Genomic DNA, 15,506 nt, shown 5'->3' on the forward strand with positions numbered 1-15,506 from the left:
CCAAATTGGTACGTTCTTAAAAACACTTGATAATCTGATAACTGTGAACCAGCGTCATGCACCCAATTAAGCAAAAACGCATGTTGCCATGCGTTTCTTACATTTTTTACATTAAAGTTGTCAGGTATCTCATGATTTTTTCAGTATCTTGGTTCTCTAATTCCTGAATCACGTGTAAATAAGTTCTTTGAGTCGTATTCATATTCGAATGTCCCAGTCTCCTAGCTACAGAACCAATTGAGACACCAGCATATAGCAGCAATGAAGCGTGAGTGTGTCTAAGACCATGAACGCTGATGGCTGGGATCCCCGCTCGAGAACAATATCGTTCCAAACGATCATTAGCCGTGGCGTTATAAATCTTTTGTCCAGGCAAAACGAAAATCGGCTGATCCTTAGGTTTGTCCTTAATTAACTGAGCAAATTGCATAGCGACCTGCCAATCGACAGGCACCTTTCGAATGGAAGCCCGATTCTTAGTTAAAGCGAAGGTACCTGAACTCGTTTTATAATCCCAAGTCTTGTTAATGGATACAGTTAACCGACTGAGGTCAAAATCGTCTGGCGTAATACCCAGAGCCTCACTAAATCGAAGCCCGGTCTTAGCAATTAAGAGAAAAAAATAATCCCAAGAAATATATTCATCCAGCGTAAACTGAGCCAATAACTTTGTGAGTTGCTGCTGATTCAAAAATTTGGTCTTGTGATGCTGTGTGACAACGCCTTTGACAACAACTTTTCTAGTCGGATCAATTGTCAGTAGTCCCTCTTCTAAGGCATCTAAAATTGACGCCTTTAGTTGGTGATGAAAATCCATTACTGTCTGTTTCTCATGATTTTGGGCATAATCGTTCAGTAGTTCCTGATACGTTTGCCGATTTAAATCGCAAAGCCTGAGATCCGGCTTTAATGTGCGTAAATGCTTCAATGTCTGTCGATATTTGTCATAGGTAATGCGGCGAATGGCTCCTTTTTTATAAAGCAGCATCCACTGCTTGTAATAGACATGAAAAAGAATCTTGCTTCCTTGTGGCATCGTAACCACCTCCAAAATAAAAATAACGGCCCTTTATGAGTCGCTATTTTATTATGCTGGATTAACTTGCTATATCTATCTGTATAATTCTTCCAAGGTTTTACCAGATTTATCGTGCCATTTAGTCCAGCCGTTACAATTGGCCTTATAGATAATATTGCCAGCTCCTGAAGGGGATGAAAATGGATAGTCTACAGTAAAGAGACCATCTTTGATGATGCCATTTTTTATCAATTTGTTTAAAAGTGACAGGTTCGGAAATGTTGCCGAAGGCTCTAAGGGTGATATTTTAGAACCTTTTTGGACAACAAGCCCCTCGTTAGTGTATTTGGCTGTTGCTTCGCCACCACGACCACTAAAATAGACGAGTTCATCGGTTACTGAATCAGACTCAGTTTCTGGAATTGGTGGTTGAATAGGATTAGAAAAAACGGAAAAGCCATAAGAACGTAGGAGCAAATCTATATTAATAAAGAAATCTTGTAAATCAAATTTTCTGGCTTCATTCACAAACGATTGGTGTGGTGTGTTGCCATTATAAATATCCATGGTGCCAGCTTCAACAGCTCGGGTATACATTAAATTCTCCAAATACTTAATGTCGGCTTTAGATAATTGATGAGTCTCGCTGTTAATCACAAAAACAACCGCTATTCCCCACCAGTCCTCCTGCTTGTTATTGTGTTGATTTAATCGTCCACCAACATTTTCAGATTCGCCAATGTATACAGTTCGCCTGACTGCTTCATCATTTCTCAAATCAAATAAGGTGTAAACGCCATTCCATTGCAATTCTTTTCTTTCTTGAATAACCTTCTTCATTAAATTCCTAGGAATATAAAATGCTTGTATTTGCATCGTCGGAATTTCAGAAATTCTAAATCCAGATGCATCTCCATTTGGAAAAAAAGTATTAATAGTAAATGGTTTCACAGCAATTGCTCCTATCTTGACCCACTTTTTAATGTAGCCTATGAAAAATTAACAAAACATTTTTTGAAGATATCCTTGCTTGAGTTTCTTCAAAGCATCCAGTTTACGCTGGTTGACCGAGATAGTTTTCTCTAAAGACTTAAAAAAATTACCGATCTTGGTTTGCTCACGCAACGATGGAGCCAAAATAGTCATATTGAGAAATGTATCAACATGAATACGCTTTGCTTTACGTGACCCATTTGCAATCATCCCTTGATAAAGATAAAAATTTTTTTGTTGGATTTTTTTCAACAAAAAAGTTGGATTTAAATCATGTATGTCAAATGCAGGTGAATCTAGAGTTGATTCATATCCGTCTAGATTTTTAGGTACAATTCCAAAAGCCGCGTGAACAAAATCTAGCTTTCCATACATGAGCTGACCAGCATGACGAATATAGTATTTCGTTGCGATACTACCGTCGTATGTTGTTGATTTTGCTACGACTCCTTTTCCCCATAATTTCACTGTTAATTTCTTAGCTGTTAATCCATTTGTTCCTGCTTCGCGACTCTCAAGCAAAAATTCACCTAACTTACGCTTTTCCCAAGGTGTCGTGAAACCAGCAAACCTGAGTTCCGGAAATTCAGAACCATTTTGTGGAAACATTTTTTGCAAATAGCTCTTTTTAAGTTTTTTCAGTGTATTTAACTTACGCTGGTTCACAGTTATTAGATCATCAAGAGATTTAAAGAAAGAACCGATTTTTGTTTGTTCTTCTGTTTGCGGTATTTTGACTTCTACTGAATTTATTATTTGTTTTGAAAGCGAAGGCACACCAGTTGACTCGTCAAGTTTTTTCCATGGAATGCGCTGAAAAATAGCATATAAAAATCCCAGGCTGCTTGAGCTATTTGGAATGGCATAAAAGAGCGTGTCGACAGTCCAATATGGTGCTCTTAAGATAAAAGGAGAGTCAATCGTGCCTTTTCGACCAATTCCAATTCCATCTTTTTCAGAAAGAGCCTGGTTAACGCTCAACATATATCCTCCAGTCCCATAAACAGGAATCGGACCAATTTTTAAATGCTTATAGTCCCTGCCACCGTTAACACTGAGAATATCAGCCAACTTACGCTTTTCCCAAGTAAGGCGTTTTTTAAAAAATATAAGAATATAGTTATCTTTAAAAAATAACGAACTTTATGGTGAAAATGAATAGAATATAAAGGTTGATTACGAACTAATTACTACTGATTTTTCATTTCGAATGCAATATTGGAAAGATGGTAGACAAAAAAATAGCTCTCTTGTCTTAAACAATCTCTGGTTTTATCATGCAGCAATTTCAGAAAGTGAAATTATCACTATCTATACGACAAAATAATTCCTGGCATCTTTGGCTTCAGATATGTGTCAGATTAATGAGGCAGAATTCCCGCCCTTATTTGTTTGATGATAGGTAGGCCTGGGGACTGTAAGGTAGGTAAAATAGGTGTAGTGCCAGATCGTCATTCAAAATTAAAGGTTATGATAGAGACGCTTGCGTTTGTTTTATTGGTAGCGGGTTTTTCTTTTGCTGTGCTCAGGCCCGTGTATGAACGTTTATCTCAAATAAAATTTAATAGGCATTTAAAAATAAAGTCCGGCCAGGTTTATCATGACCAGGCGTCAACTGGCCTTTGGGCCTTTACTTTAAAAAATGAATCTAAGACCGCCATACTGGTTGGATACCAAAAGAACAGTACAGAAAAGAACACGGCGGTTATTACTTTACCAAGTCGCGTGTCTTATCACGGCGTAACCTACACTGTGACTTCTCTTGGTGATGGCAAAAAATCTGCATTGCCGCGACACAGCGCAACTACGCTTGTTCTTCCTAAGACCTTGAAATCCATTAATGCCTGGGCACTATCAAAAAGCGACTTCTCTAATGTGGTTATTCCTGATCGTGTCGTTTCCATTGGCAACTGGGCTTTTAGTCATGACCAGCAATTAGAATCAATTGTCGTACCGCACTCGGTAAAATATTTGGGGTCAAACGCTTTTGCCTGGGATCCGTCACTTAAAAGTGCCCGGCTAGACGATCTTGCAGTCAAGCTGGGAAATACTTTTATGGGTGATACTTCACTAACAGATGTGGATCTGGGCAACCGGATTATTACGATTGGACAGTTTGTCTTTTACTCTTGTACCGCTCTAAGGCGCGTTTACATTCCTGACTCAGTCACTGTTCTAGATAATTCAGCTTTTGCATATGATCAAAACTTAGCTTGGGTTTCTCTGCCGCGTCAATTATTAGTCAGGCCACAAACATTTTCTAGGAATGTCACGATTGTGAGACGATAAAATAGGTTGTGCGGGTCTTTAAAGGCTGTACAACACTCAGCCAATCTTTTTGATTGCGATGGCAATAGGTCCTGAATCGTTCTGTGCTAAACCGATCATCTTATATCTTTAGTCCTCTTTGGTATAGAGAATAACCATTTGCCGGTCTTTAGCTTTAAGAGCCCACTTCGTATGCAGCACCTCCCTAGTTTGTACGATTGGAACGACATAGGATCGTAGAGTTGTTCTTGGTCATTTTTAGGTGTGTACTTGCGCTTCAGATGTGTGTCAGATCAATGAGGTAGAGTCCGATCTGTGGTCTGTGCCATGCGAAGGCAAAGTTTCGGACGCGCAAGATCAATTAGAAGTGACAAATAATGTTCTATATTACGGTTTGCAAATGAAATTGAGTAAATATTCAAATTTCCTGTCGGAGAATCTCGTTTTTAAACTAAAATTTAAATGAGTAAAAGGATTTAAAGGGGAGATTATGAAGAGCTTGTTTTTGTTGTGCGTAATAATTGCGTCAATTAGTTTGGTCTTATTTGTTGTTTCGGGAATTTTATTAATCTTAAAGAAATTTAGAACGGTTTCAAAAATCGTTCTTTTTCTATCGCCGATTTTACTTATTTTCGCAGTGATTGGCGGATGGGCTTCTAATAATCAATATCAAGCCAATCTGAGGCAAGCGCGAATTGCCCGGGAAAAGCAGGAGCGGAAAGTTGCTATTAAAAAATCAAGTACCTATAAGGCAGATGTGCTGGCAGACGGATATCTTGCTGGTTCGGAAATTGAAAAATCTGGATCTTATATTTATGGTAAGTGGCAAAGCTATTTTAACGATGATAATGCGGACTACAGTTCAGATGGCATCACCAAAGTTGTTAGCGCGGCTGTGAGTGATCAATCTAGTAACTTGTCTAAAGCGCAGGCTAAGATTTCTGCTATAGAAGATGATGTTTCTAAAATTAGGCTGATTTATGACAAATATCCGAATATCACGCGGATTGCAAGTAATTATTCAAGCAGCAAAAAAATGCTGAATTTGTTAAATAAGTTTTACGATAATTGTTCGAACCCTGTTGGCACCTACAATGGTTGGACCGACAAATATAATAGTCTCGATAGTGATTTGGGCAATTTGCTAAAAAGCGATTACTGATTTTTTAGACTTGAATACTCGGATGCTTCTTTGACACCACGTGCCACAACATTTAGGCTTATGCTGTTTGTATAACTTGGCCGCATCCACACCGCCGACTAAATAAAGAAAGCTGGGCATGCCTATCAAATTCAAGAAGCTAAGAATTCTTATTGCTGGTGTTTTACTGATTTTTTTGGGGTGGACGATTATCCACTTTTTCATTCTGACATGGCCGTCGACTACTGCCAGCTGGCCGAGTACTGAAAAATTAGCTGGTTACAAGCCGCCTTCAGCAAGGGTTAAAGCGTTTGCGAGGGCTTACCCGGCCGATTATTGGGACAAGGATACGCACACACGATATGTCTTTGATGAGTCGCAATACATATCTGGGTTTTTTGTCGACGATATTAACTTCATTAATCACTACTATATGGCTCGCGACCAGCATCGCCCGGGTATTTTTGTGGTGGTTGTGCCGACAACTCATGGCGCGAATATTGCTCAACAAGCCGAGCAGGCCTTTAAAAAACACAAGCTTGATAAACGGCCTCACGATACGGCTTTACTGATTTACGTGGCAATCAAAGACCGCAAAGTATCGGTGGTGACGGGCAGTGGTTTACGCAGCAAGATAGGGAATAATGGAATTTCTTGGATTGTGAACGATCAGGATAAACTCATGATGCAAAAACAATCCTATGGTGAGGGTATTGATAAGATAGTACGCCGTGCTGCGGGCCTGATTAATCTTTATATGGATCCGAGCGTCAAAGCCAAAACGAAAGCCAGTCAGCATGCCTATGCCCAGACTTATTTGCAGAAATTCAACCAATTTGCGCTCATTTTTTTGGCTGTTGGAGTGGTTCTGGTTATTGCGTTATTCGTCTTCTTGTTACCGAGAGCGCGCCGAAATAAGCAGATGCGTCTGGCACTTGTTTCCCTGCAGCCTGTCATTCAGCCCACTCTAGGGGAGATGACACCTGAGCTGAAAGATAATTTAGTCCTGCTCACTCAGGCTCTGCAGACTGTCGATGCCGATTTATCGACACGCCTTAAAATCGCAGTGAACATGCTGCGTTATGGGCATCCTGATTCCTTAGGGCTGACACAGGTTTTCGAGGATTTTTCTCGCGCGGTTAAGCTCTATACGGGTTATGGCGGTAGCAAAAACTATCAGGGTTCCGAGATGACTTGGGCGAATCTGGCTTTGCCAACTTTTGATCCTGTGGCCTTTGCTGCGGATTTGGCAGCGTTGGATGTATTGAAAAAATCGGATAGCCAGCAGTAATTTTTATCGAGCTTTCAGCCACCAATGCAGGAACTGCGAGATGGCAATGATGACAACTACGCCGATCAGGCCGGCCCAAAAGGATTTGGCTCCGAAGAAGAGCCACAGAGAAATTGCGATTAATTCAGCTGCAAAAATCAGATATTTGGTCATGTTTTCGCTCCTTGCTTCCTTAATTATTCCTTATTTTGGCTAAGGTTGACAACTTATTACTGAATACTCCTATAATGATCTCAATCAAATCTGAAAGGAGTTTTTATGTGCACATCAATTACGTATCAGACAGAGGACAATGTCCGCATGCTGGCTCGGACGATGGATTTTTCATTTCAGCTGGGTGCCAAACCCATCTACATCCCGCGCAATTACCATTTTGCAACGTTGGCAGGACAGTCGGGATTCACAAGCCGTCTCGCTTTTTTGGGTGCTGGTGCCAATGTCGGCGGCTATATTTTCGCCGACGGTCTCAATGAAGCAGGCTTTTTGATGGCGGCTTTATATTTTTCGGAAAACGCCCAATATGCCGATCAGCCAGATCCTGACAAGGCCAATCTTGAATCAGCTGATTTGGTGGCTTGGGGTCTCGGCCAGGCGTCTTCTGTGGCAGACTTTATCGATCGTTTTCAAAAAGTCGTGATCGTCAATCAGGAAAATCGTTTCTTGAAAATTGTCGTCCCGCTGCATTGGGTGCTGGCTGATAAATCCGGCGTCTCAAAAGTTCTGGAAATCACAGCGACTGGTGTGCATTATTACGATAATCAGGTCGGTGTCATGACCAATTCGCCGGCTTACGGTTGGCATATGGAAAACCTGCGCCGCTATAATCATTTGCAGCCGCAGGATCATGTTGACAGACAGTATGGCAGCTTTAAAGCGATTGCCGATGGCCCGGGATACGGTGCGATGGGCTTGCCTGGCGATTATAGTTCTGTTTCTCGTTTTATCAGAGCCGTCTTTTTGAGAAATTATATAGGAAAGACAACTGGCTGCGAAGCTGGCGCGAAGGCCGTTTTCCATCTTTTGAATGCTTTTGATATTCCCAAGGGCGTCAAAATTCAGGCTAATGGCGAGTCGGATTACACGCAGTACAAGACTGTCATGGATTTGACGGATTCAGCCTACTATTTCCAGCTTTATGATCAGTTCGGGCCGGCAAAATATGTCTTGGATGCCCATCTTTTGGCGAGCGATCAAGTCGTAGAATTGGATAAAGCGACTGCATGATAATCATTTGCGAGACCGAGAAACCGGTCTTTTTTTGTCTCATGTATAATAAAAATAGATTATGTAAACGCGCTATACAACAGTCAGGAGAAGATTATGCAAGCATTTTCGTCACACCGAAAAGAATTACTTAACGACCTTAAGACGTCGCGTTACGAGGGGCTGAGCAGTCAAGAAGCTGAGAATCGCCTCTTGGCGAACGGTTTTAATAGTATCGAAAGCGACGCGCCGGATCCAATTTGGAAAATTTTTTTACATGCTTTAAGCGAACCAATCATGATTATTTTGTGGTTTGCGATCGCGCTAACCATTTCCAATTCTCTTTTTGAATTTTTTGTCGCTGAAAATGCCAAACACGGCCTTGAGGCTATTTATGAAGCACTAGTTATTTTGATCGTCATTTTTATTAATGCTGGCCTCACTTCTTGGCAAAGCTATATGGCGCAAAAATCCTTAAATGCGCTTCAAAAAATGTCTCATCGGCAGATAAAAGTGCTTCGTGATGGCGATTGGCAGAAAATTGATGCAAAACAGCTGGTAACCGGCGATATTGTCGAAGTCCGGATGGGTGATTTTGTTGAGGCAGATCTGCGATGGTTGTCGACTAGCGAATTACAGGTTGATGAGTCCCATCTGACCGGCGAATCGCAGGCAGTTTTAAAAGATAATAAACTTTTACCGGCCAATACTGAATTAGGCGATCGCAGCAACATGGGCTATTCGGCTTCAGTGGTCGTTAACGGCAGTGGTATCGGCGTAGTCACAGCTACGGGTATGGAGACTGAATTGGGGAAAATTGCCGGCCTGATCCAAAATACGGCCGTCAAACAGACACCGATAGAAATCACAATTAATCAGCTGACCAGGCGTCTGATGATCTTGGCAGCAGCTGTGGTTATTCTAGCTTTGGCCTATAACCTTATCAAAGAATTTGTCTCCACAGGGCAATTAACAATTGCAGATCTGTTTGAAAATGTCTCCGGTGCAATCGCTTTGGCCGTCGGCGCGATTCCTGATGCGCTGCCGGTTGTCTTATCGATTGTACTGACCGTTGGCGCTCGGCAGCTCGCTGCCAATAACGGTTTGATCAAATCTTTAAACAGTGTCGAGACACTTGGCGCAACGACTTTTATTGCTTCAGACAAGACCGGCACTTTGACTAAGAACGAGATGACTGTCACACGTTTTTATGCGAATGGCGTCAATTATGAAGTTGACGGCAATGGCTATGAACCAGTCGGCGAAATCTTGCCATCGTCAGAGATGGGGGAAAATTATGATTATCAGAAGTTCTTGTTAAGTGCTGTTTTGAATAACGAGGCTGCCATTCAAAAAAATTCAGTCGGCAATTATGTGCCCTTAGGCAATCCGACGGATGTTTCTCTAGTGGTATTAGCAAGAAAAGCCGGCTTGATTCGGGAAACTTTATTGAACCAGACCGATGGGATCGACTACGATATTTTACGGATTCTCCCTTTTGAAAGCCAGCGAAAGATGATGAGTACCGTATTGAAGTGCGGGCCATCTTCATATAAGCTGTTGACCAAAGGTGCCCCGGATGTGATTTTAAACAAGGCTGCAAGTATTCAGATCCATGGTCAATTTCAGTCGGTTGATTCTGCCCGGCCAATGTTTGACCAGCAGATTTTAGATTTCGCCCATGATGCTTTAAGAACAATTGCGGTCGCTGAACGTGATCTGACCGAAGAAGAGGCGCTGCACGCCAGTCAAGAAGAACTGGAAAACGACTTTAAGGTACTTGGCCTGGCGGGCATTATTGATCCGCCGCGTCCCGAGGTTCGGCAATCCATTAAAACACTGCACGAAGCATCAATTCAAGTGATCATGATCACAGGGGATCATGCAGCGACGGCAAGGGAAATTGCCTACCGCTTGGGAATCGTTTCTGATCGAGATGTTCGCGTTGTGACCGGGAGCGAGATTGAAGGAATGTCTGACAAACAGCTTTTTGATCTTGTTAAACCGATACGTGTCTATGCCAGGGTCGCGCCGGCCCATAAGCAGCGAATCGTTAAAGCCCTGCAGCAGCACCACGAAATTATTGCCATGACTGGAGATGGCGTCAACGATGCGGCTGCTTTGCGAGCTGCCAATATCGGTATTGCAATGGGCATTAACGGGACCGAAGTGACAAAAGATTCGGCTGATTTAATTCTGCTGGACGATAAATTTACGACGATCCAAAAATCAGTCGCCGCTGGTCGAACTATCTTTGCTAACATTCAAAATTTTATCCGGCAAGAATTAACAACCAATGTGGCTGAAGTGCTTTCACTGCTTTTCACAACTTTTCTGATAACAGCGCCGATTGGGCATATTTCAGAAGTAACGCCAACCCTGACTACTCTGATGGTGCTCTGGGTCAATATGATCAGCGATTCGCTGCCGTCATTTTCGTTGGGATACGATGAACCGGAACATGAGATTATGGCAGAAAAACCGCGTGACACAGCCAAATCGATTTTGTCGGATCATATGTGGACGAGGGTTTTGATTCGCGGGTTCTTCATGGGTTTGCAAGTGTTTTTAGCCTTTCTTTGGGCCGCCTCAGCCGGTTATCAAATCGCAGAGGCGCAAACAATTGCTTTTCTGACTCTGGTCTTCGGTCAGTTATGGCATGTGTTTGACGCGCGCAGCTCGCGTAGTTTGTTTCATCGAAATCCCTTCAGCAATCCTTATTTGTTAGCGGCAGTTCTCTTTGCAGCGATTGCCTCATTGACCGTGACGATGCTGCCTTTCTTCAATACGTTAATGGGAACACGCCCTTTGACTTGGCCGATTTACTTGGCAGTTATTTTCTTACCAGCTATTCCGACACTGGTACTTTCCGGTATGAAGGAATTTTGGGAAATTAAAATCTGGTGACTTGACGCGTTCTTCATTGCTATCCCGAATAACGTTATGATAAAAGTAAATGAAATGGAGATGGGAAGATGAAAGCAGGAATTTTTGTTGAAGCAGGCAAGATTGAAACGCAGGATCTGCCTAAACCTGAAATCAAGGCGCCGACTGATGCCATTTTGAAAATCGTTCGCACCTGTGTCTGTGGCTCGGATTTGTGGTGGTACCGCGGTATTTCCAAACGCCAGCTGAATTCGCAGGTTGGCCATGAGGCAATTGGGATCGTTGAATCTGTTGGTTCGCAAGTCACAAATGTGAAGCCTGGCGACTTTGTCATTGCGCCATTCACGCATGGCTGTGGTCATTGTGCCGCATGTTTGGCTGGATTTGATGGTGATTGCATGACGAAGACAGATTCTGAAATTGTTGGTTACCAAGCTGAATATCTGCGTTTTAAAAATGCTAATTGGGCGCTGGTGAAGATTCCGGGACAGCCTGAAGATTACAGTGACGACCAGTTGAATGATTTGCTGACGCTGGCCGATGTGATGGCGACTGGTTATCATGCAGCCAAGAGTGCTGAAGTGAAAGCTGGCGATACAGTTGTTGTCATGGGTGATGGTGCTGTTGGCCTTTGTGGGGTTATTGGCGCTAAATTGCTGGGTGCCAAACGGATTATTGCCATGAGCCGTCATGAAGACCGTCAGAAACTCGCAACTGCCTTTGGCGCTACTGATATCGTGCCGGAACGTGGCGATGCCGCTGTTAAGCACGTTTTGGAAATGACTGATGGCGCTGGTGCAGATGCTGTCCTTGAATGTGTTGGTACTGAGCAGTCTGTCGATACAGCCGTCAAAGTCGGTCGTCCGGGTTCGATTGTTGGTCGTGTCGGTGTGCCGCAAAAAGCCGAAATGAATACAAATGATTTATTCTGGCGCAACATCGGCCTGCGCGGAGGCATTGCCTCTGTGACGACTGACGACCGTCAAGTATTGTTGGATGCTGTCTTAAAAGGTGAGATTCATCCAGGCAAAGTCTTTACAAAACACTTTGACTTGGATCATATCGAAGATGCCTATGCAGCCATGGACAAGCGTGAGGCGATCAAGTCGCTGTTGGTTGTGAGCGCTTGATTAGATTCATAATTCGGAAATTTGGATAAATTAAAACCCAAGCTTAATTGCTTGGGTTTTCTTTTTATTACACGATATGCGGTTGGCCAGTTGAAGCACTTGTGCCGCCATCGACAGTCAAGATTGTGCCTGTAATGTAGGCAGCGTCTGCCGAGGCCAGGAAGAGGACAGCCGGAGCCACGTCAGTGGGTTTTTCCGGACGGCCTAAGGCAATTCGGTTGTTGAAAGGTGCTAATTGTGCTGGATTTTGGACAGCGTTTTTTGTCATATCGGTCAGCGTGAAAGCTGGTGCGACGGCATTAATCCGGACACCGAAGGCACCCCAATCCAGGGCTAGCGAGCGGACGAAACCGTTAATCGCATGTTTGCTGGCATTATAAATAGCTTGTTTCCAATCTCCGAAACTGCCGGAGACAGAGGAGATCGCTACGAAATTACCCTTGCTGGTTTTTAAAGCAGGGAGGGCAGCTTGAGCTAAGTAGAAAAAGGCATCGATATTAATTGAACGCAGTGTTTCCCAATCAGATAAGCTGACTTTATCGAAATCGCCGCCTTGAAAGACAGCGGCATCGCTGACGACGACATCCAATTGGTGGAAACGTGCCAGAATCTGCTCAACAATTTCTCCAGCAGATTCAGGTTTTGAAATGTCTTTGGCGATAGCTAGTGTTTTTTCTGCTGGATAGCCGGCGAGTGTCTCCTGTAAAGCTGAAAGCCGACGGCCAACAATTGCAACGCTGGCACCGTTTTCCAAAAAGGCTTGCGTAATCGCTCGGCCTATTCCACTGCCGCCGCCAGTGATTAGGATAACTTTATTTTGGAATTGATAATGATTTTCTGTCATTGATTTTCCTTTCGATTGTGCCAAAAAGGACGCAAGTTAATTATAGGCAACTTCATCGGTAGCGACAATTTTGAAATTACCTATATAAACCGCGGACTTTATTTATCAACTAAGGCGCAGTTTTTTAATCGTCATCTTATTTTTAGCACTAGAGGTTGGAGCTGGCTTTATGCTACTATTCTTTAAAAGTAGCGTTTTATCTCAATAATTGCGTCTACTGTCATTTTTGCTGCTTTAGCTAATCCGTTATTTGCAGTTAATCCAATTACTAGAAAAGAGGCCAAATGAAAAAAATAATTTTAGCAGTTATCGCTGCCGCTATTGTCATCATCGGAGGGGTTGTTTGGGCGATGAATGGCTTGAGGACTGCACCTCAGACATCTTCAAGCAGCTCGCAAATGTCCAAAAGCAGTACCTCCGGATCAGGATCGGGGACAGGGTCTAGTCAGAAGACATTGATCGTTTACTATTCTCGGACAGGCAATACAAAGGCAGTGGCTCAATTAATTCAAAATCAAGTCGGCGGCGATCTTTTTCAAATCGAGACGAAAGTTCCGCGGCCAAAAAATTATCGTGCCGAGGTTAATCAAAATGAGCAGGAGCAAAATGATAATACTTTGCCGGCCCTGAAAAGCAAAGTCCCGAATTTTGCATCCTATGATCGTGTCTTTATTGGGTCGCCGACTTGGAATATGGCTCTGCCGCAAGCTGTTGTCACTTTTTTGGATAGCTATAATTTTTCCAACAAGACAGTGATTCCTTTTAATACCAATGGCGGCTATGGTGTGGGTTCTGTCTTCACACAGATTAGGTCAGGTGCAAAAAATGCAGATCGTGTGCTTCAAGGCTTTTCTGTCGAAGGCGGCCAGGAGACGAATGGCATTTTGCTAGCTATTAAGGGCAATCGACGCGTTCAAGTCAACAAAGAAGTCAATAGTTGGCTTTCGAAAATCGGACAGAATCGGAAGTAACCTCTTTGAAGTAATCAGGTTCATGAAAAGATGCAGCATAAACGGATAATCAGCATCACCATTTTAATCATTGCGGCCATTGCTGCCGTTTCTGTCTTAGTTTGTCTATTTTTTGTAAACCAATCACATGTTAGTCAGGCTCGCAATCGATTAGTTCGCTATCGGACCGTTTACAAAGGTAGGCCCTATGACAAGACGGCTCTGGTTTATCTGCCGCGTGGCTATCAGGATTCATCAAAAAAGTATAATGTGCTGTTTTTGATGCATGGATGGGGGATGTCCGAGAATGATTTTATCAAAGGCGATCCCAATGACAAAGCACCTGTGATTGATGATTTAATGAAGGACGAGAAAAATCCTTTTATCGTTGTCTCTCCGACCTATTATCCCAATCGGTCCTTTACAAATGATGACGAAGCTAGCGAGGACAAGCTGACAAAGCGTTTTGCTAAAACTGAAATCAATCAGGTTTTAAAAGTTGTTCAAGCCCAGTATCATGTTTATAAAAGCCGTAACCACTATGCTTTTGCCGGATTTTCTTTTGGTGCCATTACAGGCTGGGCCGTCATGCAGGATCAATTAAGCCATTTTAGATATTTTCAAATGATCGCAGGTGGGGATAACCGGGCTGCTCAATTACGCAGCAAGCTTTTGAAAAGTAAGCTGGCTTATGACGTCACAGTTAGTGTCGGTAGTGATGATTATGTGAATAATGGGACGCCCTATGATATCGACCGAACCATGAATACGCTGAAAAACGTGCCGCACATCCGTTTCCACATCGATGAAAACGGCAGTCATGATTTACCAAGTGCCATGCGGCAGCTGAAATTTGGCATGCGTTTTTTCTTTAAATAAGCTAATAAAAAGCCGGCCTTGATTGGTCGGTTTTATTTTATTTGCCAAGCTTATTCAGTGCTTTGAAATCGGCATCATCCAGCTCAATCTTTTGAGCGGCGATATTGTCGATCGCGTGGCCTGCATTACTGGTTCCCGGAATCGGCAGGATCACATCGGACCTTTTTAGCAGCCAAGCCAATGCAAGCTGGGCAGGGCTGGCAACGTATTTTTCTGTCAGCGCAGCCAATTCAGGATTTTCCAGCAGTTTGCCGGTCGCTAAGGGGAACCAAGGAATGAAAGCGATATGGTGTTTTTCGGCGTACTTTAAGACATCCTCATCGCGGCGGTCGATCAGATTGTAGCGATTTTGGACGGAAACAATCGGCACGATCTTCCGGACGGCTTTAATCTGCTTGACTGATACCTGACTGAGGCCGATATGCTTGATTTTACCTTCGTCCTGCATATCTTTAAGCACGCCGATTTGATCTGCCAAGTCGACTTTATGGTCAATCCGATGGAGCTGGAGCAGGTCAATGTGATCCAACCCTAAAGTATAGAGATTTTCTTCGACTTGCTGACGGAGATATTCAGGGCGGCCGAGTGCTGTCCATTCATCAGGTCCTTGGCGTGTGAAGCCGACTTTTGTGGCCACCATGACCTTGGCATCCGGCCTATTTTTCAAGGCCTCTTTCAAATAAAGATTGGCAAACAGCGGGCCGTAGGCATCGGCTGTGTCAATAAAATTCACGCCATGGTCAATCACGGTCTCGATCACGCGAACGGCGTTTTGCGGGTCGGCAGAAGGCCCCCAGACGCCTGGTCCTGGCAGCTGCATTGTGCCATATCCCAAGCGATTAACGGTCAAATCATCATCAAACTGAAATTTCTGTTCCAGCATTATTCACCTCTTGCATATAG

The 15,506-nt window shown here is 43.3% G+C and carries 14 protein-coding genes; 8 read left to right on the forward strand and 6 right to left on the reverse strand.

Annotated features, from left to right (window positions below):
- Positions 1 to 106 precede the first annotated feature (106 nt).
- The 3 genes from ABF487_RS08045 to ABF487_RS08055 all read right to left on the reverse strand — a co-directional run bounded on the left by ABF487_RS08045 (position 107) and on the right by ABF487_RS08055 (position 3,082).
- Positions 107 to 1,036: a tyrosine-type recombinase/integrase gene (locus ABF487_RS08045; protein ID WP_415634975.1), complete on the reverse strand. Its 930-nt coding sequence runs from the start codon at positions 1,034 to 1,036 to the stop codon at positions 107 to 109.
- 75 nt (positions 1,037 to 1,111) lie between these two features.
- A complete protein-coding gene (locus ABF487_RS08050; protein WP_415618435.1) occupies positions 1,112 to 1,969 on the reverse strand; it encodes a GIY-YIG nuclease family protein in 858 nt (285 codons plus the stop codon).
- A gap of 48 nt (positions 1,970 to 2,017) precedes the next feature.
- Positions 2,018 to 3,082, reverse strand: coding sequence for a restriction endonuclease subunit S (locus ABF487_RS08055; RefSeq protein WP_415634976.1), 1,065 nt, complete (start codon positions 3,080 to 3,082; stop codon positions 2,018 to 2,020).
- 369 nt (positions 3,083 to 3,451) lie between these two features.
- Between ABF487_RS08055 and ABF487_RS08060 the strand changes: the two genes are divergently transcribed.
- From ABF487_RS08060 to ABF487_RS08070, 3 genes are all read left to right on the forward strand, one after another.
- Complete coding sequence (locus ABF487_RS08060; RefSeq protein ID WP_415625588.1) at positions 3,452 to 4,300, forward strand: leucine-rich repeat domain-containing protein; 849 nt, start codon at positions 3,452 to 3,454, stop codon at positions 4,298 to 4,300.
- Between the two features lie 469 nt (positions 4,301 to 4,769).
- Positions 4,770 to 5,441: a hypothetical protein gene (locus tag ABF487_RS08065; protein WP_415633512.1), complete on the forward strand. Its 672-nt coding sequence runs from the start codon at positions 4,770 to 4,772 to the stop codon at positions 5,439 to 5,441.
- A gap of 118 nt (positions 5,442 to 5,559) precedes the next feature.
- A complete protein-coding gene (locus tag ABF487_RS08070) occupies positions 5,560 to 6,711 on the forward strand; it encodes a TPM domain-containing protein (protein ID WP_415634977.1) in 1,152 nt (383 codons plus the stop codon).
- 3 nt (positions 6,712 to 6,714) lie between these two features.
- Here the strand turns inward: ABF487_RS08070 and ABF487_RS08075 are convergent, their stop codons facing one another.
- The gene (locus ABF487_RS08075) at positions 6,715 to 6,864 is read right to left on the reverse strand and encodes a hypothetical protein (RefSeq protein WP_263779059.1); all 150 of its coding nucleotides are present in this window, start codon (positions 6,862 to 6,864) and stop codon (positions 6,715 to 6,717) included.
- A gap of 105 nt (positions 6,865 to 6,969) precedes the next feature.
- Here ABF487_RS08075 and ABF487_RS08080 point away from each other — a divergent pair, with 105 nt between their 5' ends.
- The 3 genes from ABF487_RS08080 (at position 6,970) to ABF487_RS08090 (ending at position 11,930) form a co-directional block, all read left to right on the forward strand.
- Positions 6,970 to 7,935, forward strand: coding sequence for a choloylglycine hydrolase family protein (locus ABF487_RS08080; RefSeq protein ID WP_415634978.1), 966 nt, complete (start codon positions 6,970 to 6,972; stop codon positions 7,933 to 7,935).
- 96 nt (positions 7,936 to 8,031) lie between these two features.
- Entirely contained in the window at positions 8,032 to 10,821 is a 2,790-nt protein-coding gene (locus ABF487_RS08085) for a cation-translocating P-type ATPase (RefSeq protein WP_415634979.1), read from the forward strand.
- 68 nt (positions 10,822 to 10,889) lie between these two features.
- Positions 10,890 to 11,930 carry a zinc-dependent alcohol dehydrogenase family protein gene (locus tag ABF487_RS08090; protein WP_415634980.1) on the forward strand — a complete coding sequence of 347 codons (1,041 nt, stop codon included), beginning with the start codon at positions 10,890 to 10,892 and terminating at the stop codon, positions 11,928 to 11,930.
- Positions 11,931 to 11,997: 67 nt separating this feature from the next.
- Here the strand turns inward: ABF487_RS08090 and ABF487_RS08095 are convergent, their stop codons facing one another.
- A complete protein-coding gene (locus ABF487_RS08095) occupies positions 11,998 to 12,774 on the reverse strand; it encodes an SDR family NAD(P)-dependent oxidoreductase (protein WP_263779054.1) in 777 nt (258 codons plus the stop codon).
- Between the two features lie 284 nt (positions 12,775 to 13,058).
- Between ABF487_RS08095 and ABF487_RS08100 the strand changes: the two genes are divergently transcribed.
- Both ABF487_RS08100 and ABF487_RS08105 read left to right on the forward strand, forming a co-directional pair.
- Positions 13,059 to 13,745 carry a flavodoxin gene (locus ABF487_RS08100; RefSeq protein WP_415633227.1) on the forward strand — a complete coding sequence of 229 codons (687 nt, stop codon included), beginning with the start codon at positions 13,059 to 13,061 and terminating at the stop codon, positions 13,743 to 13,745.
- 30 nt (positions 13,746 to 13,775) lie between these two features.
- The gene (locus ABF487_RS08105) at positions 13,776 to 14,603 is read left to right on the forward strand and encodes an alpha/beta hydrolase (RefSeq protein ID WP_415634981.1); all 828 of its coding nucleotides are present in this window, start codon (positions 13,776 to 13,778) and stop codon (positions 14,601 to 14,603) included.
- A 37-nt stretch (positions 14,604 to 14,640) separates the two neighbouring features.
- Here the strand turns inward: ABF487_RS08105 and ABF487_RS08110 are convergent, their stop codons facing one another.
- On the reverse strand, positions 14,641 to 15,486 hold the full coding sequence (locus ABF487_RS08110) for an aldo/keto reductase (protein ID WP_415625580.1): 846 nt from the start codon (positions 15,484 to 15,486) through the stop codon (positions 14,641 to 14,643).
- Positions 15,487 to 15,506: the final 20 nt, after the last annotated feature.

Source organism: Oenococcus sp. (assembly GCF_047725585.1).
Lineage (GTDB): Bacteria > Bacillota > Bacilli > Lactobacillales > Lactobacillaceae > Oenococcus > Oenococcus kitaharae_A.